Here is a 22,059-nt window from a genome sequence, read left to right as displayed (position 1 = left end):
GGTAAAGATGGTCGAGATGGCAAGGACGCCACTAGCACAACACCACGTCGTCCACCGATGGCCTGGGCATTAGATACCTCAACCACACCGTGGAGTCTATATTTCGACAATGGTTGTACATTACAACTGCCTAGCTATCCCAATAATGTTGCTTTGTATGGTTATGGAATGTACTCTAATCCAGGCTCATTAGCAAACTACCCGCTATATCAGAATATAATTGGCACAGCAAACGGGGCTATTACAGTTCAAAAATGGAAGGATGTCGCTTTTGAGCCTTGGGCTTATTGGGCTGATGATACGACCGTCCTTAATCCAATTAATGATGCTACTAAATTAGACTTTTCCAATGCGCAGTTCAAAGAAAATGGTGGTAGCTATCATTCCCGCCAAAAGAATGTCATTCGTGTGATGTATGAATTAGGTATTTGGGACTTAGCAACAATTAAGAATTTGGGGGCTAAAGAGAAGTGATTCCACCAGAAATGATTAAGAAGCGTATCCAAGGTTCGACGGAAGTGAACCGCAAGTACATTCAGCGTAATAACAACGACAAGGCGACCAGGGTTGCGTGTCATCAGCAAATGCGCCAAGAGTTGTTATTGAGTCCGATTGGCTATGTGAGGCACATGGAGTGGTTATTTCACTATTAGAGTAAATTTTATAGAGTTGACATTTTTTTATTTTAATCCAATTGCTATAATTAGTATTAGGGGTAGAAATAATGAATAAAAAAATATATGACAGACGCTCGTTAGGTGGCCGAGATGAAATCGGAATGAAGACCGCTGCTCAACGAGAGGAGCGGATTAAAGAATCAAGCGCAGTTAATGACGAGCTAATTGAATATAATGACCATCAGTATGAGACCAGAGGAGCTAGGCACGCTTCCATGAAGAGTGACTTACAGCTTAGTAAATTGGATTACACGAAACATATGCCATGGTTGAATAAGTAGGCACTCCGGTGCTTTTTTATTTGAATAGTTTATATGTGTTACAATAAAGCAAGTGTAAAGCAAGGAGGAATGATGCTTATGAAGTATGAAAGCAATGTAAAACGTGACATATTTGGATCACTCCTAAATGGTTTTTCAAAGTTAAACATGGCTGGTAATATCGGTTCAATTCAAACTAAAAATGTTTTTGTTGGTTCTGAGTATGATGATAAAAAAGCAATTTCAAGCGATTGGAATGCTGTTGGAAATAGCTTAAGGGCTTCAATTAATTTGGTGGTTGGCCATGAGTCAAAGTAGCCACAAACAAAATATTGGCCTTAAAAAGAACAACCAGGCTAAAACACCACAACAATTTCATTATGCAGGTCCATTACCTCCTTCTAATGAATTGAGAAATTATGGGAATATTGACTCAAGCTTTCCAGATAGAATTGTTGCAATGTCTGAAAAACAAATGAAACATCGTCAAGAATTGGAAAGTAAATCTGCTGAAGTAAGTTCTAAAAATAGTAAGTCAAATCGTATAACAACACTGCTGGGACTTATTTTTGGATTTATAATCGTGATGTTTGCGTTAACGTTAGCTTTGATTATGATTTTAAAGGGCCAGTATTGGAATGGTGTATTTGCCATATTTGGAATCATTGGTGCAATTGCTATCGCATGGTCCAAAAGTAATAAATCAAATAAGTAATTATAAACGTTCCACACTTTTAAAGATGTGAGCGTTTTTTATTTGCATATGAAATCATAGAAGACAACAGCGATGATTACCAGTTTAGAAAGACTAAACAATATTTTGAAGCAAAAAAAGTAATGAACGATTTCAGTAAAACAAAATATAAAAAGCGTAGAGACAAAAAGGAGATGTAGATATGATGTTCATTCTAATATTTATGTCGCTAATATTATTCATTAGCTATATAGTCATGATTGCTTATGTAGAATTTGTTTTCAATCTTAAGTCACTTAGGATTACTTCTATGGCTGGACATTTTATTGTTCCGTTAGTCATATTGTATTTTAGTATTAAATCATGGTTTGAAATGTTGGGAGAGAATGAAATAAAAATTAATGCAATAAAGCGGGTAGTGCTGTCTCTGTTCTACGGTATGACGTTTTTTATTATTGGTACTTCAGTCACCGCAACTTGGTTAGTGGCATACCATAGTGGTAAGGTTCATATTAAACAGCCAGAATATAAGCAAAGTAGTGAGGAAGATAATATATCTTTTGGATTTTGGAAAGCGGCGGATTATTTGAGACAAAATAAAAGCATTAGATTTGCATAAGCACTTCGGTGCTTTTTTATTTGCAGTAAAGGAGGTGGCGCGATGACATGAAGAAGTATGAAGAAGCTGAACAAGACTATTTAGCTGGCATGAAATATAAGGATATAGCTGACAAGTACGGCGTAACAATCAATACTGTTAAGTCATGGAAGTCACGCTACTGGAATGCAACTAAAAAGGTTGCAACCTCTCAAAAAAGTGTGCACACAAAACCTAAAAAGGTTGCACACAAAACAGTAACCGATATTGCTATTGAAGAATTAGCTAATAGTGATTTAAATGATAAGCGAAAAGCCTTTGTTATTGAGTTTGTTCGGCTTTATAATGCAACCCAAGCGTATATAAACGCTTATGGTGTTGATTACAGCACAGCTAAGACAGCAGGCCCACGATTGTTGGAAAATGTTGGAGTTCAAAAAGAAATAAAACGTCTACGTGATGCTCGATTTAAAGAGCTAAGCATAGGCGTTTTTGATTTGCTAGATGATGTAGTGGCCGAAGCAAAAGGTGACCTAGGGGAGTATATAAACTTTGGTAGTGAAGAGCTAAAGTCTGTTGATGAAGATACAGGCCAACCGATAACAAAGCATTATTCTTGGGTTGCGCTCAAAGATAAAGTAAGCGTTGATACAAAATTATTGAAGAAGGTCAACGTTGGTAAGGATGGCGTGGTAGTTGAGTTACACGATCGTAACAAGGCCCGTGATACTTTGTTGGATTGGATGCTTAAAAAGGGCAGGTTTGAAAATAGCGACGGCGAAGGAGATAAGAATAGAACGACTGTGGTAGATGATTTAGGGGATGTTAAATGAGTGATGTAGTTATACATACAAAAGATATGATTAACCCACACTTTGCTAAGCTATGGCGAACTGATAAGCCCGAAGTAATTGCTAAGGGTGGACGTGGTTCGTTTAAGTCGTCTGTTATCAGTCTTAAGTTAGTGCTAATGATGCTTAAGTTAGCTGGAAAAGGTAACAAAGTAAATGTTATTTGTGTGCGAGAAAATGCCAATAATTTACGTGATAGTATCTATAACCAAATTTTATGGGCCATTGATATGGTCAACTCTGAAGGGGAATTTCGGACGTATGCATCCCCACTAAAGATTGAACATATCGCTAGCGGTAGCACGTTTTATTTTTATGGTGCTGATAATCCGCGAAAGTTAAAGTCTAATACCGTAGGAAATATCATTGCTGTTTGGTATGAAGAAGCTGCTAACATGAAATCATTTGAGGTGTTTGATACAGCAAACCCAACATTTATTCGGCAGAAACCAGCATGTGTTGATAACGTTAAGATATTTTATTCTTATAATCCACCAAAAAACCCATATGATTGGGTAAACGAATGGATTGATAAGAAAAAGTTAGAACAAGATGTTTTTATTGACCACTCAACTTACCTAAATGATGAACTAGGTTTCACCACTAATCAGCAATTAAGAATGATTGAAAACTATAAAGCCAACGATTATGACTATTATCGCTGGCTTTATTTGGGTGAGGTTGTTGGACTTGGTACGTCAATCTATGACATGGATCTATTTCATCAGATTAATAGCTTAGACGAGTTGCCAGAAAACGATCATGTTGTAATGTTAAAGTTTTCGGCCGATGTTGGTCATTCGGTATCTGCGACTACGGTTAGTTGCTACGGGATTACTTACCAGCGCCGGGTAGTCGTGCTAGACACCTATTATTATTCACCGGTTGGACAAGCCAACAAGAAAAGTCCTAGTGATTTAGCACCAGAGATATATGAATTCATCAATCGGATGTATCAAAAGTATCCGTTTGCTATTACAGGAATGATTATGGATAGTGCTGAGCAGGCCTTACGTAATGAATACCATAAGCGTTATGGCGTGGATTGGAAGAACGTTCGCAAGTTGAAGAACGTTGACATGATTGACCGTGTTCAGAATGTTTTGGCACAAGGTAAAGTATTCTACTTGCCAACTAAGAACAACTTAAAATATTTCATCCCCGAGCACCAAAAATACCAGTGGGAAGAGAAAACACTGCAAAGTGATGATCCTAAAGTGATTAAGGTTGATGACCACACAGTCGACCAATTTAAATACCTAGTTCGTGAAAGTGAACAGGAGTTAGGAGTTTCTTGGTCATGAGTTTATTAGACAGTATTAAAAATATATTTAAGAAAGGAGTAAGCGCCATGCAACCGAATCAAGGACTAGGACTAATCACTGATGATCCACGTATTAATTTGCCACCTAGTGAACTGACCAGGATTCAAACGGCCTTGCGGTATTATCGTAACGATTTTAAGGATGTTAAGTTTTACAACACCTTGAATCAATTGAAACACCGCAAACCTTACACGCTATCGGTTACTAAGTCAGCAAGTAGGCAGCTAGCATCAATCATTGCAAATGAAGGCTTTAATATCTCTGTTCAATCAACTAATCCAGATGGGAAAGACAACAGCCAATCAAAAGACATTGATGACTACTTGCAGCAGGTATTTGACCGCAGTAATTTCTATCAAAACTATGAGGAGAACTTAGAGGTTGGTATTGCCACTGGTGGTTTTGCGATTAGACCTTTTATTCAAAACAACGTAGTTAAGCTGGCTTGGATTAGAGCTGACCAATTCGTGCCACTTGATAGCAACAGTAATGAAGTTAACAGTGCGGCTATCGTTAGTAAGAGCTCCGTGTCTGCCAATGGGACAACTACCTATTATTCATTGATTGAATTTCATGAATACGATCCTGATAGCAGAGTTGAAATGATTAGCAATGAACTTTATCAATCTAATTTCCCTGATTCTGTTGGTACACGCGTATCATTATCAACATTAGAAGCTTATTCTGGATTGTCTGACAGCGTACAGCTAACCAACATTTCACGGCCAACATTTGCTTACTTTAAATCTCCTGGTAAGAATAACATTGTGGTAGATAGTCCGCTTGGTATCGGATTAGTTGATAATAATTTAAGCCTTGTCGATGCTATTAACGTCGCAAATGATCAGTTCGTACGTGAGGTAAAACTTGGTAAGCGTAGGATTGCAGTGGGGGCTGAGTTAATTAAGCCGACTGTTAATCAACAACCCCAGTATGGGGAGTTACCTAACCAAGGTTATCCATCATTTGCAGAAGATGATGATGTATTCATGCAACTAGCTAGCACTCGTGATGATAAATCTATGTTGCAGGACTTAACTAACGATATCCGGGTTGACCAGTATAGTAAGACCCTACAAATGTATATCCATCAGTTCGAAAATGCTGTGGGACTGTCACAAGGTACACTATCGGTAAATGATAGCAATAGCAGTGGGACTAAAACGGCTACCGAGGTAGTATCTGACAATAGTCGAACCTATCGAACCCGCTCTAGCTATCTGACGATGGTTGAAAAGCAGTTAAGAGGATTAATCACCACGATTGTTGAACTGTCTAGTATTGGTGAATTATTTGACAATGGAACATCCCCACTGAACTATGATTTGGCTGCTAATCCGTTAGACATTAACATTCATTTTGAAGACGGTGTCTTTGTTGATAAGGATGCCCAAGCAAAGAGCGATATGTTAGCCGTTCAAGCTGGTATTATGCCAAAAATTGAGTTCTTACGGCGCAACTATGGACTTTCTGAAGAGGACGCACAGCGTTGGTTATCAGAAGTGCAAGGAGAGGCACCAGAAGACGATTTCACGCCGCCTAATCAACGTCAAATGTTAGGGGATGATGGAGCATGATCACTCACGACAGCTTAAATAACGATGCGAATCGTATTGTTGATGAGTTTAGTTTGCTTGAGCAAATGATATTCAAGACTATTATTAATCGGTTGCAAGATATTGATATTAGTAATTATGACGCTGATAACATTCTTGATTGGCAGGTAAGACAATTATCCAATGCGGGGATGTTGAATAGCGAAGTAATTAAGCTAGTCGCTAAGCAAGCTGGAAAGTCCATTAACGAGGTTAGTAAGGTACTGACCAATAATGGGATTAAGATTGTGGATGACGTCGATGGCCAACTAAGTAAAATCACGGGCGATGAGACACCGATGAGCGAAGATGCCAAAAACATCATTCATTCAGTTGCAAGGCAAGCGCACGATGATTTAAGTAACGTGGTCAATCAGTCTTTGCTGACGCGCAACGACTCACAGAATGCCGCCGTTAAGGTTTATCAAGATATCGTTACTAAATCTACATTGGCAGTTACAACTGGTATTAAAACGCCAGAGAGAGCGTTGTTCGATAATATCTACCAGTGGGTGGCCAAAGGACTACCAACTAATTTAGTGGATAGTTCAGGTAGACGTTGGAGTCTAGAAACGTATTCACGCTTAGTGATTGGCAACACAGCTCATCAAACTTTCAATGATCTCAGGTTAAAGCGAATGAATGACTATGGTGTTGGTCAAGCGTTGATGAGCTCACATCATGCATCCCGTGAAGCTTGTGCCTATATTCAAGGCCATGTCGTGAATATAGTTCCTGTTGGATCGCCTAACTATGATGATAGCTTTGATAGCATCTATAACCACGGCTATGGGACACCAGCGGGTACTCAGGGCGCTAACTGTCATCACACATTAACGCCGTTTGACCCAGAAGCTAATACGGTGCCTGATAGTGGTGATATTCCTAACCCTGATAAAGCGTTAGCCAACGCTCAAGTTCAAGCTAAACAGCGCCAAATTGAACGTGCTATTCGTGCTAGCAAAAAGAAGCTAGCTGTAGCCCAAGAATTAGATGATACTGATATGATTACTAGAATTAAATCACAAATAGCTAATCAGCAAGCTAACATCAGAAAACTAATTGATGAAAATAGTTGGCTTGGTCGTGACTATAGTCGTGAAAAGGTGGTTACAATATGAACAATAAGGTATGTAAAAGAAAAATTGTTAAGCACTTACAGTGATGTAGGTGCTTTTTGTGTGCCTGGGCAAGCCTATAACTACCTACATAACAACTCTGTGCGGGAGCAGACCCGCTAACTAACTGCTTAGGAGAAAATTATGGCATTTGATACAAAAACATTAACAGAACTCGGATTAACCGATGAACAAGTGAAAGGAGTGATGAAGGCACATGGCGAAGATGTAAACGCTGTTAAAGCGCAATTAAATGATGTGGTAGCTGAACGCGACGGCCTAAACGGCCAGGTTAGTGAATTTACCAAGCAACTTGAAGAGGCCAAGAAAGCGGCTGAAAAAGACAGTGAAGCAGCTAATCAAGTTGAACAGCTACAACAGCAATTAAAGGATAGCCAAAAGCAAGCCGCTGATAGTTTAGCTAAAACAAAGCTAGGCTATGAGGTGGATAGTGCTTTGTTAAAGGCTGGAGCCCTTAATAATAAGGCCGCGAAGGCTTTAATTGATATGGATAAGGTTAGCTTTGGTGATGATGGAAAGCTAATTGGTTTAAATGACCAATTAGAGAGCATTAAGAATGATAATTCATTCTTGTTTAAAGCCACTGAACCAGAGCAGACTAAGCCAGGCGTAAAAATTACACCTCCTGGAAATCCAAGTAATTCAAACAACGACAAACCTAATCTAAGTAGCATGAGCTATAAAGAACGAGTTGAGTTTAAACATAATGACCCAGAAGGGTATGAACAAGCTGTACAAGCTGAATAAGGAGAATTTTTTATATGGCAGATGATGTAACACAAGTAAGCGAAATGATTGATCCTCAGGTATTGGCAGACATGATTTCTGCCGAACTTCCTAAGGCGGTAAAATTCAGTACGTTATCGCCAATGGATACAACCTTGCAAGGCCGTCCAGGTGATACGGTAACTGTTCCACGATGGAAATATATTGGGGATGCTAAAGATGTCGAAGAAGGGGCGGCTATTGATTATTCAAAGCTAACTTCTTCAACAGACACATTCACCATCAAGAAGGTCGGAACAGGAGTTAAGTTAACGGATGAATCTGTTTTGGTTGGTTATGGTGATCCAATTGGACAAGCTCAGAAGCAAATCACAATGGCGATGGCTTCTAAGATTGATAACGATATCGTAGCCACGGCTTCAAAGGCTCGACTATCTTTGGGAAGTGTTGATTTTACTAAGCTAGACTTTATTGACCAAATTGAAGATGCGTTTATTGACGACACTAGTGAGCAAAACGTTGAGACAGACGATACGGCTAAAGGTGTTATTTTTATCAACCCTAAGGATGCGAATACGGTTCGTAAGGCAGCCGCTTTGAATTGGGAGCGCCAAACAGATTTGGGAGACTCAATGTTGACCAGTGGTGTATTTGGTGGAGTCCTTGGTTGGCAGTTCCAGCGCTCTCGTAAGATTCCTGTTGGTTCAGCGATTGTTGCTAAGCCTGGTGCTATGAAGACTTATTTGAAGCGCAATGTTAATTCTGAAACTGGCCGTGACATGGATCATAAGTTGACCAAGTTTAATGCTGATGCTATCTATGGTGTGGCGATTTACGATGACACTAAGCTATTGGTGATTAAGCCGTTTAACTATGCGGATGGAACATATATTGAGCAGAACACCAAGAATGTGCCTGATGACTCAACTAAGTCAGCTAATAAGCGTAAGTCTAGCACACAAGCGCCAGCTCAAGCTCCTGTAACTGGAGACAACACTGGTAAGTAATTAGGAGGTTAATATGTACCTCAATTATGTAGAATACAACGATCTGATTGGCGATGATTTGGAACTGAAAGATTTTAATAAGCTGCTTAAAAAGGCCACTATTCAGCTAGATAATGTTACTAATGGATTTTATGAGCTAAAGCATAGCTTGGATGATGATTTAAAATCGTCAATATTTACCTATATTGCAAGGGCAAAAGCATTTAAGCAGGCATTAGGTCTAACCATTGATTTCATGAACCAATTACAGGTTACTAATGTAGCCAGTTTAAACACTGACGGGACAGCCGATGTTCAAATTGGTGACACGCACATTCAAGGTGCTGGTTTAAGCGGTACCATCACTAATGGATATGGTTCGGTCATCCCCGATGAAGCTATTCAGCTATTGGGGCGCCATGGATTGCTTTATCGAGGTGGATTATGATAATACCTAAAGTACCTAAGGCATTGTGCAACCAAAACATTATCTACAAGCGTCCTGGTGATCCAGACGATTGGGGTGGTGTTGGTAGCACGATTGATACACCGATAGCTAATTGTGTGGTGCAACTCCAGACAATTTGTTCGGGTACTAATAACAATCGTGAAGTTGTCGCAAATGGCAGTGTTTATTTATATGCCGGGATAACTACGCCAATGCCAACATTAACAAAGACGAACCAAGGGGATGTAATTAGCTTTGATGGAATTGACTATACCGTTAAGACCATCATTGAGCATCGTGACCCGTTAAGCAACGACATTTGGAGTTACAAGCTGGAGGTATTATGACCGGCGTACATTTGGATTTAAACGGTGTGAATAAAATGCTTCAAAATGGCCGTTCAAGGGGTAATTATCTAGCAGCTAATCAAGCAATGTTAGAGATGAACCGCTTTGTTCCGTATTCTGGCAAGCAACGTCAAAACCATTTACGCGACACCGCTCATTTAAGCAACCGCACTGATGCAATCATTTACACAACGCCATACGCCAAAGCACAGTTTTACGGGTTTGTTGGTCGTGGTGGCTATCGAGTCCGCAACTATACGACCCCTGGCACTAGTCGCCGTTGGGATTTACGTCTGAAGGGTGACAAGCAAGGCATGAACAATGTGATTAATGCCTTTAGAAAGGGGATGCAATAGTGGATTTACTAGAATGTTTAGCAAAGTCTATCAACGATAACGTCAAGCAATTACCAGGCAAATTGATGCTTGGCTATATTTCGGAAACGAAACCGTTCGCTATCTACGCTCAACCAGGGTCAAAGGTAATCAGCGCCGATTATGATGGTACTCAACTAAAGGAAATGCCATTCGAGGTGGCACTTTCTACTAATAGTCTTGGCCAAGGCGATAGTGTGATGTGGTCAATCAGCAATTACCTAGATAACTTAACTAAATTAGATACTGACGGTACCTATACCGTCGAAAGGCTAGATATTCAGCCTCAACCGTTTCTATCAATGGTTGATGTGCAGAATAAAAGCCTTTTTTTATTGGATTTTTCCGTGCAAATCACGGCTAAAAGAACACAAGGAGATTTGAATTAATGGCAGAATTTCAAGAAAACTGGGTCAACAAGTTAGAGATTGACCTAAATGGGAATAATTCACTTGATGATGTATCAAAGGCTAAGTGGGGACGACTGGCAACGGGTATTACAACGATTACACCGTCAGCTTCTGAAACGGCAGATACAACCGCCTATTACGATGGCGAAGGATTCGCCGATCACGATGTAACTGGTAAGGCCATTCAGTTTGCAATTGCTGGGCATCGTAAGTTTGGTGACCCCGCGCAAGACTATGTTGCGTCTAAGTTTATTGCAGTTGGTGATACATTGCGCACTTTGGCACGTTGGACTGACCCACAGGGGAACATCGTGCAGTTCGTTGCTACTTTGGTTGCCGTTGTACCTTTCGGTGGCGCTGCTAACGTTAAGCAAACATTTAGCTTCACCTTGGCTGCCAATGGCAAGCCACAACGAGTTAGCAATGCTGGTACGGTAACTACCGGAGATACTGGCACTCACTAATTGATCTAGCGACGACGGCTTAAAACGTCCAAACGGGGTGAGAAGCCCATGCAAACGAATTACATAGGAGAATATACATGGCTATTCAGATTACTAATTTATTGATTAACACGCAGGAATTTGTGCTAAAAGGGCGCAAGTTAAAGGCTACTTACACGCCTGAAATTGATAAACAGTTCAGCAACTTGATGATTGACATTAACGAGCTTGAAAAAAAGATGACTTCAAAACAAGCTGATGAGTTAAATGTTGAGGCTAAGAAGAAGTTGAGTAACGAATCGTCTGAGAAAGCGTCACGTTTGGCTACTGATTACATCAAAGCGTTATTTAGTCCGGAAGATGCAAAGTTCATTTTAGAAGCAACTGGTGGACGTGATTACAACCTAGGCAGGCTAGCTGGTATTTTCTTCAAGGCTGGTAACGATGACGAAGTCGAAAACAACCGCCAAGAACGTCGTCAAAACAACAAGAAAGGCAAGTAATGTTTTCGTTCACCAAAAAACCTGAATCAACAATTGAATTTAACGGTAATGTTTACCGAATTAATTTAGCTTTTGATGTGGTCATTCAGGCTTTTAGTGTGATTGAAGATGAGCAGCTTAGTGATGCTGAAAAGGCGAACAAATGTTTTGACTTGTTGATAATTGACGACTTTCCATATCAGGACGAAAGCATTAAAGCTCAGATAATCGCCGACTTGTTTAAATACCTCTATCAGAACCCCTATGGGCATGCTAATGCTAGTGATGATGACGAACAAGAAGGTGCTGCGCCGATCCCTGACTTTGATTTTGAGCAAGATGCGGGTGCTATTTATGCTTCATTTCGTCAGCAATACAATATTGATTTAATTCAAGAGCTGGGTCATATGCACTGGGATGTGTTTATAGCACTGTTTAAAAACCTTAATTCTGAAACACCTATTCAACAGATACGTGCTTATCGTAATGATGAATTAAATGGTTATAAGGATAATCCAGAGGGGCTAAGTCATGCGGCCGAGATGAAGGATTACTTTCAATTGGATAAGGTGCGCCACCTTGAAGAAGATGATGACGCTGATAAGTTCTCAGGGGATGCACAGTCAGTATTTGCAAGCATGTTCAACGATGCAAAGTAAATAGGAAAGGAGGTAAATAAATGGCAGATGGAAGTATCACAATTGATTTTTTACTCAATGACCAGACAGGACCGCAGTTTGACAAGTTCAAGCAGAAAGCTGCTGATGCCGGAGCAGAGGGCTATAAAAGTGCTAAAAAACCTTTCGATGAGCCTATTGTTGCTAAATTAGATGCGCAGGCTAAAAAGCAAGGGATAGAAAATTTCAAGCAGTTATTAAATGAATTGCCTAAAAAACAACAAACGGAACTTCTAGCCCGTGCTGAAAAAGGTGAAGTAATTGATTTTACTAAAGAGTTGCGTAAGATACCATCAAAGGTGGCTTCACAGGTTGAATTAAATGACAACGCAAGTCCTAAAATGCGTAATATCCAGCAGGAAGCTGTTAACACCGAAAAGAAGTTCGGCACCTTGAAAGAAGTTATTCAGGGTACTTTTATCGGTAATATGGCCTTTAAAGCTTTTGATGTTGGAATTGGTTTGATTAAAGGTTCGCTTGATGGCGCTATTAGTCGTGTTGATACCTTGAATAATTCTACCCGAGCTTATGAAAATATGGGCGTTAAAGCCGAAGATGCCGCTCAAGCCAATAAGGATTTACAAAAGGCCATCGACGGCTTACCAACTTCATTAGATGAAGCGGTCAAAGGTCAACAATTGCTCACTGCTTCAATGAATAATGATATTGGTGGCGCTACTAAAGTGTTTAGGGCGATCAACGATAGTATCTTGGGATTTGGCGGAAATGCTAACCAAGTTAACGAAGCAGTTATCCAGTTATCTCAGTCGTTTTCTAACGGAAAAGTAGATGCAGCTACCTGGAACTCCATGATTAATGCTGGTATGGGACCTGCTTTAAATTCTCTAGCTAAGATTATGGGTAAGACGGCCGGAGAATTAAAAGATGGTATGTCTACTGGTAAGATATCGGCTAAAGATTTCCAAGATGCCTTGGTTCAGCTTGATCAAAAAGGTGGGGGTGGCATGGCCTCCCTACAGAAGATTGCCAAGGATTCGACTGGTGGTATTCAGACTAGTATGGCTAACATGAAGACGGCTTTTACGCGAGTATTAGCTGATATGTTAGATGGCTTACAAAAGGGTGGTTTATCTCAAGGTTTTGATATGATGACCAAAGCAATTAAAGGCTCATCTGGAACAATGAAAGACTTTGGAAAACAAGCTGGTAAGACATTAGGGAACGCTTTTAAATATATCGCAGATCATCAAAAAGACTTAGGAAAACTATTTGGAGCAATCAAAGATATAGCAGGAGCGCTAGCTGATGGTGCATTTTCTGCTGCTAAAGGAGTTATCGAAGGAATAGCTGACGGTTTTAATCTATTAACAGGTAACTCAAAAAGTTCTAAAGATCCTCTTAAAAGTGTGGCAGATGCCTTGAGCGCTTTCTCTAAACACAAAGAAACGATTAAAGTTATTGGTGGTATCCTCGGTGGATTGTTTGTAGCATCTAAGGTCACTGATTTTGTTAAGGCCTTGAAAGAAATGAATGAAGTGTTGAAAATAACATCAATTCTTTCTTGGGCTGTTTCTGGCCCATGGGGTCTAATTGCCCTAGCTATTGCGGCAGTCGGATTAGCCTTATATGAAGCGTATAAGCACTTCAAACCATTTAGAGAAGCTGTCGACGGCTTTGCTAAATTTGCAGTTAAAGCGTTTAATTCGGTCGTTGATTTCTTTAAAAATGACTGGAAAGAAATACTATTATTTATTGTTAATCCAATTGCTGGCGGATTTGCTTTACTTTATAAGCACAATACTGGCTTTAAAAAGTTTGTAGACGGACTGGTTAAGGATGCCAAGAAGGCATTTAGCAACATCGGAAAAGCAATAGGTAGTGGTGCTAGTGCTGTTGGTAAATTCTTTTCAGGACTAACAAAAGGATTTGTAAAAGGTTGGAATACTTTTACGAAGTTTGTTGGTAACTTAGCGAAAGGCATTGGAACAGTTTTGCTATATGGCTTGTTGCTCGCAGTTGGTGTAGTTGTTTTGTTTGGAAAGGCGTTATTGAAAGCGTTTGAACCAGTATTTAAACCAATCGCTAAGTTAGTTACATCTGCTTTTAAAGCAATTAGTAAGGTCATATCAAACTGGTTTAAAACTACCCAAAAAGCATGGAAAGCCGGTTGGAAAGTCATTACGGACGTGTTCACGTCTGTATGGAATGGACTAGTTAAATTCTTTACACCAATCATTAAATGGCTTGGGAAAGCGATTGATAATGAAATTAAAGGTATCCAAAAGGGATGGGATCTAATTTGGAATACTATCACTAATCTGTTTAAGTCAATTTGGAATGGGCTGGTAAAATTCTTCAAGCCGATTATTGAATGGTTTGGGGATGTCATTAACGATACTGTAAAGGTTATTCAAAAAACTTGGGATAATGTTTGGAATGCTATCAGTTCATTCTTTGGTGGTATTTGGAAATGGATTTCCAAGACTGGTAGTGATGCGATTAATGGTGTTCATGACACTATTTCAAGTGTGCTAGATAGCATTGGTAAAGTCTGGAATAGTATGTGGCGTTCGTTCTCTGACTTCTTTGGATCTATTTGGAAAGATATTAAAGGATTCGCTTCAGATGGAATGAATGGCGTGTTAGATATTATTAATGCTGGTGTTGATGCGATTGATTCAGTATGGAAATTCTTTACTGGTCATGAAACGAGTATTCATCATCTAGGACACGTTAAGTTCGCAAGTGGTGGAACTGTTGGTGGTGAAGATGGCCAAATGGCAATGATTAATGATGGTGGTGGTTCTAATTGGAAGGAGCTACTACAGTTCCCTAATGGTGAACTAAAGATGTCTAACCAACGTAACCATGTATTACCATTGCCAAAGGGTACCCGCGTTTATAACGGGGAAGAAACCAAACAAATCATGGGCATGGCTGGTATTCAAAAGTATGCCAATGGCGGTGTTGTTGGTGGACTCATTGACTGGGGTAAAGGTGCATTGAACAATGTATCTAGCTGGATTGGTGATAAGTTTGAAGCTGTTACTAGTTTCCTAAAAGACCCACTTAAGAATGTAGTCAATATGATTACTAAGGCCACTGATGGTATGTATTCTGGCCTGCATAACTTTGGTGATATGGCCCATGGTGTATGGGATAACCTCTACAATCCGATTGCTGATTGGTTTAAAAAAGGCCTGGAAGAAGTCAAAAAGAGCATGTCTCGCTCTGCTCCTGGTGGTGCTGGTGTTGAACGTTGGCGCAGTCAAGTCAAGGATGCGCTTGCTGCTACAGGAATGCCAACGGCGGACTGGGCTGTTGAAAAGATTTTACGCCAAATTCAAACGGAGTCCGGCGGGAACGAGAAGATAACACAGCCTGGTGCTGACCCAGATGGAGATGGTTCTGGTCCAGCTATTGGATTGATGCAAACTAAGCGGAGTACATTCAACGCTTTTGCTCTGCCGGGACATGGCGATATTTTCAACGGATATGATAACTTACTTTCAGCAATTTCCTATATTAAGGCACGTTATGGCGAAGGCATGTCATTTATTGGTGAAGGACATGGATATGCTAATGGTGGGCGCACTAATGGCGTGGGAATTGTTGGTGAAGTGCCCGGCGAAGATGAATGGGTAACTAATCCTAATCGTGATAGTGCCGACCGCACGATCATCGGTTCAATCAGAGAGACAGCAGCTAAGCAGCCTAATAGCTTTAGTGCCAAGCTATCTAAAGTAATTGATGGTGTTAAAACTGGTATGAATGGTGTTGGATATCAACCAGTAGTGGCTAGTGCAAATAATACACATACCACTAATGGCGGTAACGTTGATCTATCTGGGGATGTGAACCTTACGATTGAACTAGATAGTGGTCAGATTGCTCAAGCAACTTATCCAAAAATTAAGATGCTTCAAAACCAAGACATCCAGTTAAAAGCACAGGCAAGAGGTTCTATCTATGGCAATTACTAAAGGATCAATCATCATTCAGCGTAAAGATGGCACTATTTATGATTTGCATAAAGAAGGCATTGAAGTTGTTTCATTTGACCCGCCTAGTCCTAATTTTCAACACACTTATACGCAAAATAGTAAGTATGGTGCTACTTTAACTACTAGTCAGATACAACAAATGAATATTCCGATTGTTTTCGACGTATTTGCTCGAGACAATGCCGATTATGAATTACAAAGGCTCAAGGTACTACGTATTTTCGATAGTACTGAGCCTTTTTATGTGATCAATCGTCGGTTACCTTGGCAACGTTGGCGAGTAGTAGCAGAAGCATTTAACTATCCTCGTTCTGGTAATTTTTGGAAAGCGAAGTCAGTATCTTTTAACTTGGTGGCGATTGATGGCTTAGCTGAAAGCGTTGGCACAACATTAGATCCATTTATTTTTGATGATGCCAAATGGGGTATTGGTATGGGAATACCGTACGAAAATCAGCGCTATTCGTTCAATAATCAATCGTCGTTTAATGTGTATAACCCGTCTATTATTCCATTGCTAGCTAACGAACGTCCGGTAGTTATTACTTTTAAAGGAAATGCACCAAATGGCCTAACAATTAGAAATAGTACAACTGGTCAATTATTTAATTATAAAAAGTCATTGAGTAGTAGCGACGAGTTCCAATTGGTTGGCATTGTTCCTATCATAAATGGTCAACAACGATTGGGGAATGATTTTTCTGATCGTGGCTTTGTTGATTTTGTAAAAGGTGATAATCAAATAACTATTAGCGGTGCAAGTAACTTCTCAATTTCATTTAATACGAGGTTTTATTACTGATGGAATTAGCAAATAATTTTGTAACATTTAAAAATGCTAGTGGGGATGAGACGGCTGCTAATACATTTGCTTTGCAAGTGACTGAAAATATCAACGAGCTATCAACGTGTACGTTTCAGATATTATCAGAGGCTCAAAACAAAGTAGCGATTGAGATGTTACAACCGTTGACCAAGTTTTATATCCCAACCGTCGGACAATGGTTTCAAATCACAAATGTGTCTTCTAACTCTCAAGTTAATACGCGCCTCTTTAATATATCTGGTGTTCAGGTTGGAACAGCGTTACATGCTAAATTTATTGAAGATAAACTCAATGGATCGCAGTCATTAGATGCTTGTATGCAATTTATTACTAAAGATACAGCGTTTAGCTATGTGATTAATGATCATTTCAACAACTACGGTTTCAGTGATGGTTTTGGTGGAGATTATGCAGACCAACTATTAATGAGTACTTTGAAAGATGATTTTGGATTTGAGTTACTTTTTGATAATTACACCATCCATATTTATAAGCAAATCGGTCAAAATGATCAGTTTGTTTTTGTTGATGGATATAACGCTTCAAAGATTAATTCGACCGAAGATTACACTAACGTGGCTACGTACATTAAAGGCAACGGCAAACCTAATGAGGGAGAGAATGCTACTGGCTATCAGGCAACGGCTGACTATCTAAGTCCCAATGCTTCTATTTGGGGAAAGATACAAGCACAAACCATCAGCGATGAGCGCTTTACGGATAGCAATGCACTACGCGATTACATTAAGAGTAAGTTGCAGGACTATCCAATTGTGCAATACACGATGGAACGTGCTGAATTTGAACACCATGCCAAGTTTGCTGAAGTCAACAACGTTAAGATTGGAAACTACGGTCTATTAAAAGACCGTTTGGGAATTGACGTTGACGTTAGAATAATCGGTATGTCTTATTATCCTAATGATCCTAACCAGACAGATACAGTAACATTTGGAAACAAGTTATTTGATTTTGCGCATAATATGCAAATGCAAGGAAGTGCAAGACGAATGAATGAAAGTATTAAAAAAGACCTATCTGGTATTAATGAGTCTGTACAAGATTTGTTAGGAAACAAAATAGGACTCGAATTTGCTGGAAAGGTCACAACACATGGATAATCAAAATATTAGCGCATATTATCTGACAGACAGTACTGGTAATCGCATTTATCCGGTTGCCCATTGGGATAAAATTGATGGTCGCCCGGACATTCCAAGTAAGTCTGGTACTAATAACACTAGCAATCTTATTTTGACAAGTCCCAAAGGTCAACAATATAAACTAGGTGTTGATGACAATGGCAGACTAATAACAATAAAGGTGACTAAATGAAAAAAGTGGGCAATGGATTTGATCAAGAATTTAGAAACACACTGAATGATAATTTTGATGAATTGAGTGCTACTAAAAACATTAACGGTAAACAATTTAATACATTAGGAGACCGTTTAAATGCTATTGAGTTAGCACTACAGTCATCTGGACTGCCAATTGACGGTGATCCAGATACACAATAAGAAAGGAATATAAATGGATATTTCACAAAAATATGTTCAGATTAATACTGAACTAAGTACCGACCAAGCAACGGTAGTTAATGCTATGTCTGGCCGGCAAGGCGATAACAAGCGTGAGGTGTTTTTCCAGTTAAAAGATGGGCAATTTCCACATAATTTATCCGGTCAAGATGTTCGCTTAGTTGTAAAGGATGCTAAGGGGGTATTAAAAGTACTATCTGGAATGAACAACGTCTCAAACTTAGCTTTGGGGCGTTTTTCAATGGTAATTCCTTGGAACTTTTACCAAGCTGCAGGCGATATTTTAGATGGATATTTGCAAGTTACTGAAGGGGATAAGGTTATTTCAACTATTCCTATTCATTACACTGTTTACACCAATCAGGGAACATTTGTTCAAACTGATGACAAGGTGTTTTTAAGCGATGTTCAAACATTAGTGGATGATATTAATAGTCGTTTCAAGGGAGCAACACAAAACCTAGAGGCCATGGAGACGGCAACTAAGTTGCTACAACAAGCACTCGATAACGTCACCGCACAGATTAATGGTAAGGGACTGGCATCTAAGGGGGATGATAATACCTTCACTGGTAGCAATACCTTTACTAATCCAATTAAAGGTTCACTACAAGGAGTAGCCACTAATGCTTTATCAGCCAACACGGCTACTGACCCCAACGCTGCGCACGTAACTAGTAGGAATGACTTTAGCAATTACAAACAAACTTTTGGAACTGTTGTTTTAAATGAAGGTATTTCAAGAGACTTGAGGTTTACATTTGATGCTATTTTGTGGGGTGTACATGTCACTTTTTATCAGACACCAATTGGCGTACAGATATACATCAATGGTTCATTAACAGACCGAGATAGTTCATGGGATTGGCAATCGACTGGGGTCAGCTTGAACAGTAACATTAATCCTCCAGTTGCCGATCAGGTTATTTCGATTCCATGTGGAAGTGGTGTTGATGGATATAGCTTCCGAATTGCTTTTGAATTTCAAGTTAAGATAACTACTTCTGGTAATATTTTAATTCGTTTAATGCGTACTGATACAGCTTATAAAAGTACATTGGATGATGCCTGGGGAACACTCCATGTTAATACTATGAATGTGGAAGGTTCATACTTCTATCCATCATTTGTGTAGGAGGATATAAATGGCAGACAAAAATACATTTGTAACTACTGATGATGTTGTTGCATTATCCAGTGGGCTAACTTTTAAGTCGGTAAGCAAAATAGTTAATGGAGTTAAATTTACATTTTCTAGAAGTGGCCCGTTGGTAATAGTAACGGCTAACGGTTTTGCAACAGCAGAAACAGGTAATTTTTCCGGACTCGTTCCAACGGGTTACCGTCCTGAATCAATCGCAGTATTACCTGTTGTTGGATTCGGTACAAGCGGTGCCATGCTAATTAATAATGCTGGTGGTACCTATATGCCGAAGGCTGTTGTTGCTGGTAACTATTTTAGGTCATCAGGCAGTTATTTAACGGCTGATCCAATGCCAAATTAGGAGGGTATATGAAACGGCACATTTTATTAAATGAAGATATGATAATCACGGCGTGGGAAACCATCATGTTAGGTCTAGTTATCTTAGTGCAGTCCCAACAGTTACACCATCGGTTACCTCCTATTCTTGATTGGACGGACGATGTCACATCGGGCATGATATTCCTAGTATTAGGTATTCTGGTACTCGTGAACGCTGTGTGGGACTTTTATTGGTATCGAATACGGGTTGTTCTATTAAGTTCCATGGCCTTTTTATGGTCAACATTAGCGGCTAGTTTTTTATTAGATGATTTATCAGATCACCATATTACGATTGTTCCTTTACTGTTTATTACAGTTGTCGTTCGTATTATGCTGATTGCTAAGCGAGAGCCCCCATATAAAATGAATGGAGGTGACCATGGATAATGTTATTACGGCAGCAATTATTGGGATTGTTCCAGCGGCTATAACGGCTATTCTAACCTATAAGGGTAAACATGAGGATACTTTAACATCTGTATTGAACGGTATTCGAGAAGATAATCGGGAGTTAAAAGCATCTAATGAAAAGATTTTAGAAGATAATAAGCGGCTTAGTAACCAAGTAAATCAGCTAATCCTACTAGTTAAGGAAATGAATTCAGAGTTGAAAAGTTACGGTCACGATTATAGTGAACGAATCAAAAGCATTACTGAGTAGTGCTTTTTTATTTTGGAGGTAAATATGAATAACGTAGTAGAAACACTTGCAACGATTGGTACGTTGATTGTACTGGGTGCTCCGATAGTTCACGGAGTAGTTAAGTACCTACGGTCAAAGACCAAGAACAACAACGTACAGCTATTTTTAGGTTGGGTTGACCAAGCTGTTGGATCGCTGGAAAATAGCGACCTATCTGGCACTGAAAAGAAGTACAAGGCCATTAGCTACGTTAGCAAGCGTTTAGCTGCTAATAAATTGGTTGGTAAGTTCAGCGAACAGCAAATTAGCGCAGCAATTGAAATGGCTGTGAATGGCTTACACGGTAGTGAAACAAGCAATGCAGAACCAGTAGTTAGCAATAATCAGCCTGAACAAGCAGGATTACCAACGATCAAGAATTATGTGAATGGACCTGTAAATGGAGGTGTTAAATAATGGGATATGATGTACAAAAAGCCTTAAACGCAGCTTATAGCATGTTACACGGTGTCACTTATTCGATGGATTGGGATAAGCGTGACGGCCTAACTGCCGACGGTACAACTTACTTTGATTGTTCCGGTTTTATTTATTTTTTACTTAACCAAGCTGGTGCAATTGATGATAGTTACTTGAAGCGGTCGCATTTTACTGGAACTTTGAAGCAAGACTTGGAAGCAGCGGGATTTATTGAAGTATCTGGCGACAAGGTACAAGCTGGCGATATTTATATCTGGGGCGGAAATTATGGTGCTGCTGCCGGTGGTGCTTGCCATACTGGTATGTTTGTTGATAGTTCTAACCAGATTAGTTCTTGTTATTACACACTAGGTAGTTGGAACGAGGCTGTAGTTGTATTGGACCATGACTACTACTGGGGAATTGATGGACAACCAGAGTATCATTTCTTCCACTATGTTGGCGGTTCAAGTAAACCAGTATCAATTGACCGTCCGGTTGTTGATACACCAACAACATCGATTGAACAATTTAAGAACGGCGGTAATGAATTCGTCTTAGGCGGGCAATTTACTGTAACGAACGCACAGCGTGTGAACGGTATCTTCCAGGTACGCGCTGATGAGCTAACGGCTGAACCGTTTGATTGGACTGACAACGGTATTCCTGCCGTATTGTTGCAGAACGTCAATGGCAGTCAATCAGACTTTAAAGCTGGGGATGTGGTTCGATTTAAGCCAGCCTACAATTCTGGCACAATTGATGAGTACAATACACAAGATAACGCCGTAGGTATTGAATATATTAAGGGGTATGGCATTATCTGGTATGATGCTGATAAGTTTTGGAAGCACGATTAACAAAAGGGCTGCGGCCCGTACATAATTAATAGTAAAAAAATAAAAGGCCTCGAAAAAAATCCGAGACCTTTTGGGCGAAAAAACTATAAAACCTAATTACGTATTAACTAATACCATATTTGTTTTCAAGTACTTTTGTTAGAATTTCTGATACATCGTTTCCGTATTATAGCAATATGCCATGATTTATTTTTATTAATTTTTT

The 22,059-nt window shown here is 39.6% G+C and carries 29 protein-coding genes; all 29 read left to right on the top strand.

Going from position 1 to position 22,059, the window contains the following annotated elements; translation table 11 throughout:
• The coding region (locus C7384_RS08110) for a hypothetical protein (RefSeq protein ID WP_165806763.1) at positions 1 to 474 on the top strand (474 nt) is incomplete at its 5' end.
• 250 nt (positions 475 to 724) lie between these two features.
• A complete protein-coding gene (locus tag C7384_RS02145) occupies positions 725 to 958 on the top strand; it encodes a hypothetical protein (RefSeq protein ID WP_089940100.1) in 234 nt (77 codons plus the stop codon).
• A 78-nt stretch (positions 959 to 1,036) separates the two neighbouring features.
• Positions 1,037 to 1,255, top strand: coding sequence for a hypothetical protein (locus C7384_RS02140; RefSeq protein ID WP_089940097.1), 219 nt, complete (start codon positions 1,037 to 1,039; stop codon positions 1,253 to 1,255).
• Positions 1,242 to 1,652: a DUF2335 domain-containing protein gene (locus C7384_RS02135; RefSeq protein ID WP_089940094.1), complete on the top strand. Its 411-nt coding sequence runs from the start codon at positions 1,242 to 1,244 to the stop codon at positions 1,650 to 1,652. The genes C7384_RS02140 and C7384_RS02135 overlap by 14 nt, the downstream gene beginning before the upstream one ends.
• 289 nt (positions 1,653 to 1,941) lie before the next feature.
• Positions 1,942 to 2,250 (top strand): hypothetical protein, encoded by a 309-nt coding sequence (locus tag C7384_RS02130; RefSeq protein WP_133240776.1) that lies wholly within the window; start codon positions 1,942 to 1,944, stop codon positions 2,248 to 2,250.
• Positions 2,251 to 2,297: 47 nt separating this feature from the next.
• Positions 2,298 to 3,062 carry a terminase small subunit gene (locus tag C7384_RS02125; RefSeq protein WP_089940088.1) on the top strand — a complete coding sequence of 255 codons (765 nt, stop codon included), beginning with the start codon at positions 2,298 to 2,300 and terminating at the stop codon, positions 3,060 to 3,062.
• On the top strand, positions 3,059 to 4,384 hold the full coding sequence (locus tag C7384_RS02120) for a PBSX family phage terminase large subunit (protein WP_089940085.1): 1,326 nt from the start codon (positions 3,059 to 3,061) through the stop codon (positions 4,382 to 4,384). The genes C7384_RS02125 and C7384_RS02120 overlap by 4 nt, the downstream gene beginning before the upstream one ends.
• Entirely contained in the window at positions 4,381 to 5,982 is a 1,602-nt protein-coding gene (locus C7384_RS02115) for a phage portal protein (RefSeq protein ID WP_243400695.1), read from the top strand. Before C7384_RS02120 ends, C7384_RS02115 begins: the two co-directional genes overlap by 4 nt.
• Positions 5,979 to 7,121 carry a phage minor capsid protein gene (locus C7384_RS02110; RefSeq protein ID WP_089940081.1) on the top strand — a complete coding sequence of 381 codons (1,143 nt, stop codon included), beginning with the start codon at positions 5,979 to 5,981 and terminating at the stop codon, positions 7,119 to 7,121. The genes C7384_RS02115 and C7384_RS02110 overlap by 4 nt, the downstream gene beginning before the upstream one ends.
• Positions 7,122 to 7,262: 141 nt before the next feature.
• Entirely contained in the window at positions 7,263 to 7,886 is a 624-nt protein-coding gene (locus C7384_RS02105) for a phage scaffolding protein (RefSeq protein ID WP_089940078.1), read from the top strand.
• A 14-nt stretch (positions 7,887 to 7,900) separates the two neighbouring features.
• Positions 7,901 to 8,872 carry a N4-gp56 family major capsid protein gene (locus tag C7384_RS02100; protein ID WP_089940075.1) on the top strand — a complete coding sequence of 324 codons (972 nt, stop codon included), beginning with the start codon at positions 7,901 to 7,903 and terminating at the stop codon, positions 8,870 to 8,872.
• A gap of 13 nt (positions 8,873 to 8,885) precedes the next feature.
• On the top strand, positions 8,886 to 9,299 hold the full coding sequence (locus tag C7384_RS02095; protein WP_089940072.1) for a hypothetical protein: 414 nt from the start codon (positions 8,886 to 8,888) through the stop codon (positions 9,297 to 9,299).
• Entirely contained in the window at positions 9,296 to 9,646 is a 351-nt protein-coding gene (locus tag C7384_RS02090) for a putative minor capsid protein (RefSeq protein WP_243400694.1), read from the top strand. Before C7384_RS02095 ends, C7384_RS02090 begins: the two co-directional genes overlap by 4 nt.
• Positions 9,643 to 10,002 (top strand): minor capsid protein, encoded by a 360-nt coding sequence (locus C7384_RS02085; RefSeq protein ID WP_089940067.1) that lies wholly within the window; start codon positions 9,643 to 9,645, stop codon positions 10,000 to 10,002. Before C7384_RS02090 ends, C7384_RS02085 begins: the two co-directional genes overlap by 4 nt.
• On the top strand, positions 10,002 to 10,409 hold the full coding sequence (locus tag C7384_RS02080) for a phage tail terminator protein (RefSeq protein ID WP_165806762.1): 408 nt from the start codon (positions 10,002 to 10,004) through the stop codon (positions 10,407 to 10,409). Before C7384_RS02085 ends, C7384_RS02080 begins: the two co-directional genes overlap by 1 nt.
• Positions 10,409 to 10,894 (top strand): phage tail tube protein, encoded by a 486-nt coding sequence (locus tag C7384_RS02075; RefSeq protein ID WP_089940061.1) that lies wholly within the window; start codon positions 10,409 to 10,411, stop codon positions 10,892 to 10,894. The genes C7384_RS02080 and C7384_RS02075 overlap by 1 nt, the downstream gene beginning before the upstream one ends.
• 77 nt (positions 10,895 to 10,971) lie before the next feature.
• The gene (locus C7384_RS02070; RefSeq protein WP_089940058.1) at positions 10,972 to 11,376 is read left to right on the top strand and encodes a hypothetical protein; all 405 of its coding nucleotides are present in this window, start codon (positions 10,972 to 10,974) and stop codon (positions 11,374 to 11,376) included.
• Positions 11,376 to 12,014 (top strand): Gp15 family bacteriophage protein, encoded by a 639-nt coding sequence (locus C7384_RS02065; protein ID WP_089940055.1) that lies wholly within the window; start codon positions 11,376 to 11,378, stop codon positions 12,012 to 12,014. The genes C7384_RS02070 and C7384_RS02065 overlap by 1 nt, the downstream gene beginning before the upstream one ends.
• Positions 12,015 to 12,034: 20 nt before the next feature.
• Entirely contained in the window at positions 12,035 to 15,976 is a 3,942-nt protein-coding gene (locus tag C7384_RS02060; RefSeq protein WP_089940052.1) for a tape measure protein, read from the top strand.
• The gene (locus C7384_RS02055) at positions 15,963 to 16,799 is read left to right on the top strand and encodes a phage tail domain-containing protein (RefSeq protein ID WP_089940049.1); all 837 of its coding nucleotides are present in this window, start codon (positions 15,963 to 15,965) and stop codon (positions 16,797 to 16,799) included. The genes C7384_RS02060 and C7384_RS02055 overlap by 14 nt, the downstream gene beginning before the upstream one ends.
• On the top strand, positions 16,799 to 17,944 hold the full coding sequence (locus tag C7384_RS02050; protein ID WP_089940047.1) for a phage tail protein: 1,146 nt from the start codon (positions 16,799 to 16,801) through the stop codon (positions 17,942 to 17,944). The genes C7384_RS02055 and C7384_RS02050 overlap by 1 nt, the downstream gene beginning before the upstream one ends.
• Positions 17,937 to 18,158, top strand: a complete 222-nt coding sequence (locus tag C7384_RS02045; RefSeq protein ID WP_089940044.1) for a hypothetical protein — start codon at positions 17,937 to 17,939, stop codon at positions 18,156 to 18,158. The genes C7384_RS02050 and C7384_RS02045 overlap by 8 nt, the downstream gene beginning before the upstream one ends.
• Positions 18,155 to 18,343, top strand: a complete 189-nt coding sequence (locus C7384_RS02040) for a hypothetical protein (protein ID WP_089940041.1) — start codon at positions 18,155 to 18,157, stop codon at positions 18,341 to 18,343. The genes C7384_RS02045 and C7384_RS02040 overlap by 4 nt, the downstream gene beginning before the upstream one ends.
• A 13-nt stretch (positions 18,344 to 18,356) precedes the next feature.
• Positions 18,357 to 19,499, top strand: coding sequence for a BppU family phage baseplate upper protein (locus C7384_RS02035; RefSeq protein ID WP_089940038.1), 1,143 nt, complete (start codon positions 18,357 to 18,359; stop codon positions 19,497 to 19,499).
• 10 nt (positions 19,500 to 19,509) lie between these two features.
• Positions 19,510 to 19,869: a hypothetical protein gene (locus tag C7384_RS02030; RefSeq protein WP_089940034.1), complete on the top strand. Its 360-nt coding sequence runs from the start codon at positions 19,510 to 19,512 to the stop codon at positions 19,867 to 19,869.
• An 8-nt stretch (positions 19,870 to 19,877) separates the two neighbouring features.
• Entirely contained in the window at positions 19,878 to 20,279 is a 402-nt protein-coding gene (locus C7384_RS02025; RefSeq protein ID WP_089940031.1) for a hypothetical protein, read from the top strand.
• Complete coding sequence (locus C7384_RS02020) at positions 20,272 to 20,553, top strand: hypothetical protein (RefSeq protein WP_089940029.1); 282 nt, start codon at positions 20,272 to 20,274, stop codon at positions 20,551 to 20,553. Before C7384_RS02025 ends, C7384_RS02020 begins: the two co-directional genes overlap by 8 nt.
• Positions 20,554 to 20,577: 24 nt before the next feature.
• Positions 20,578 to 20,991, top strand: coding sequence for a phage holin, LLH family (locus C7384_RS02015; protein WP_089940026.1), 414 nt, complete (start codon positions 20,578 to 20,580; stop codon positions 20,989 to 20,991).
• Entirely contained in the window at positions 20,991 to 21,854 is an 864-nt protein-coding gene (locus tag C7384_RS02010; RefSeq protein ID WP_089940023.1) for a peptidoglycan amidohydrolase family protein, read from the top strand. Before C7384_RS02015 ends, C7384_RS02010 begins: the two co-directional genes overlap by 1 nt.
• Positions 21,855 to 22,059 lie beyond the last annotated feature (205 nt).

This window comes from Convivina intestini, from assembly GCF_003096575.1.
In the GTDB taxonomy this organism is placed as follows: domain Bacteria; phylum Bacillota; class Bacilli; order Lactobacillales; family Lactobacillaceae; genus Convivina; species Convivina intestini.
The sequence above is the reverse complement of the archived record's forward strand: the minus strand, read 5'-3'. Positions and strand labels throughout refer to the sequence as shown.

What these genes read in the sequence shown, in the direction of transcription:
- C7384_RS02025 (WP_089940031.1), top strand. Translation starts at nt 19,878, where the DNA reads ATGAAACGGCACATTTTATTAAATGAAGATATGATAATCACGGCGTGG.
- C7384_RS02010 (WP_089940023.1), top strand. Translation starts at nt 20,991, where the DNA reads ATGGGATATGATGTACAAAAAGCCTTAAACGCAGCTTATAGCATGTTA.
- C7384_RS02085 (WP_089940067.1), top strand. Translation starts at nt 9,643, where the DNA reads ATGACCGGCGTACATTTGGATTTAAACGGTGTGAATAAAATGCTTCAA.
- C7384_RS02130 (WP_133240776.1), top strand. Translation starts at nt 1,942, where the DNA reads ATGGCTGGACATTTTATTGTTCCGTTAGTCATATTGTATTTTAGTATT.
- C7384_RS02135 (WP_089940094.1), top strand. Translation starts at nt 1,242, where the DNA reads ATGAGTCAAAGTAGCCACAAACAAAATATTGGCCTTAAAAAGAACAAC.
- C7384_RS02110 (WP_089940081.1), top strand. Translation starts at nt 5,979, where the DNA reads ATGATCACTCACGACAGCTTAAATAACGATGCGAATCGTATTGTTGAT.
- C7384_RS02095 (WP_089940072.1), top strand. Translation starts at nt 8,886, where the DNA reads ATGTACCTCAATTATGTAGAATACAACGATCTGATTGGCGATGATTTG.
- C7384_RS02105 (WP_089940078.1), top strand. Translation starts at nt 7,263, where the DNA reads ATGGCATTTGATACAAAAACATTAACAGAACTCGGATTAACCGATGAA.
- C7384_RS02045 (WP_089940044.1), top strand. Translation starts at nt 17,937, where the DNA reads ATGGATAATCAAAATATTAGCGCATATTATCTGACAGACAGTACTGGT.
- C7384_RS02100 (WP_089940075.1), top strand. Translation starts at nt 7,901, where the DNA reads ATGGCAGATGATGTAACACAAGTAAGCGAAATGATTGATCCTCAGGTA.
- C7384_RS02060 (WP_089940052.1), top strand. Translation starts at nt 12,035, where the DNA reads ATGGCAGATGGAAGTATCACAATTGATTTTTTACTCAATGACCAGACA.
- C7384_RS02145 (WP_089940100.1), top strand. Translation starts at nt 725, where the DNA reads ATGAATAAAAAAATATATGACAGACGCTCGTTAGGTGGCCGAGATGAA.
- C7384_RS02140 (WP_089940097.1), top strand. Translation starts at nt 1,037, where the DNA reads ATGAAGTATGAAAGCAATGTAAAACGTGACATATTTGGATCACTCCTA.
- C7384_RS02015 (WP_089940026.1), top strand. Translation starts at nt 20,578, where the DNA reads ATGAATAACGTAGTAGAAACACTTGCAACGATTGGTACGTTGATTGTA.
- C7384_RS02125 (WP_089940088.1), top strand. Translation starts at nt 2,298, where the DNA reads ATGAAGAAGTATGAAGAAGCTGAACAAGACTATTTAGCTGGCATGAAA.
- C7384_RS02120 (WP_089940085.1), top strand. Translation starts at nt 3,059, where the DNA reads ATGAGTGATGTAGTTATACATACAAAAGATATGATTAACCCACACTTT.
- C7384_RS02090 (WP_243400694.1), top strand. Translation starts at nt 9,296, where the DNA reads ATGATAATACCTAAAGTACCTAAGGCATTGTGCAACCAAAACATTATC.
- C7384_RS02035 (WP_089940038.1), top strand. Translation starts at nt 18,357, where the DNA reads ATGGATATTTCACAAAAATATGTTCAGATTAATACTGAACTAAGTACC.
- C7384_RS02115 (WP_243400695.1), top strand. Translation starts at nt 4,381, where the DNA reads ATGAGTTTATTAGACAGTATTAAAAATATATTTAAGAAAGGAGTAAGC.
- C7384_RS02050 (WP_089940047.1), top strand. Translation starts at nt 16,799, where the DNA reads ATGGAATTAGCAAATAATTTTGTAACATTTAAAAATGCTAGTGGGGAT.
- C7384_RS02070 (WP_089940058.1), top strand. Translation starts at nt 10,972, where the DNA reads ATGGCTATTCAGATTACTAATTTATTGATTAACACGCAGGAATTTGTG.
- C7384_RS02030 (WP_089940034.1), top strand. Translation starts at nt 19,510, where the DNA reads ATGGCAGACAAAAATACATTTGTAACTACTGATGATGTTGTTGCATTA.
- C7384_RS02065 (WP_089940055.1), top strand. Translation starts at nt 11,376, where the DNA reads ATGTTTTCGTTCACCAAAAAACCTGAATCAACAATTGAATTTAACGGT.
- C7384_RS02075 (WP_089940061.1), top strand. Translation starts at nt 10,409, where the DNA reads ATGGCAGAATTTCAAGAAAACTGGGTCAACAAGTTAGAGATTGACCTA.
- C7384_RS02040 (WP_089940041.1), top strand. Translation starts at nt 18,155, where the DNA reads ATGAAAAAAGTGGGCAATGGATTTGATCAAGAATTTAGAAACACACTG.
- C7384_RS02055 (WP_089940049.1), top strand. Translation starts at nt 15,963, where the DNA reads ATGGCAATTACTAAAGGATCAATCATCATTCAGCGTAAAGATGGCACT.
- C7384_RS02020 (WP_089940029.1), top strand. Translation starts at nt 20,272, where the DNA reads ATGGATAATGTTATTACGGCAGCAATTATTGGGATTGTTCCAGCGGCT.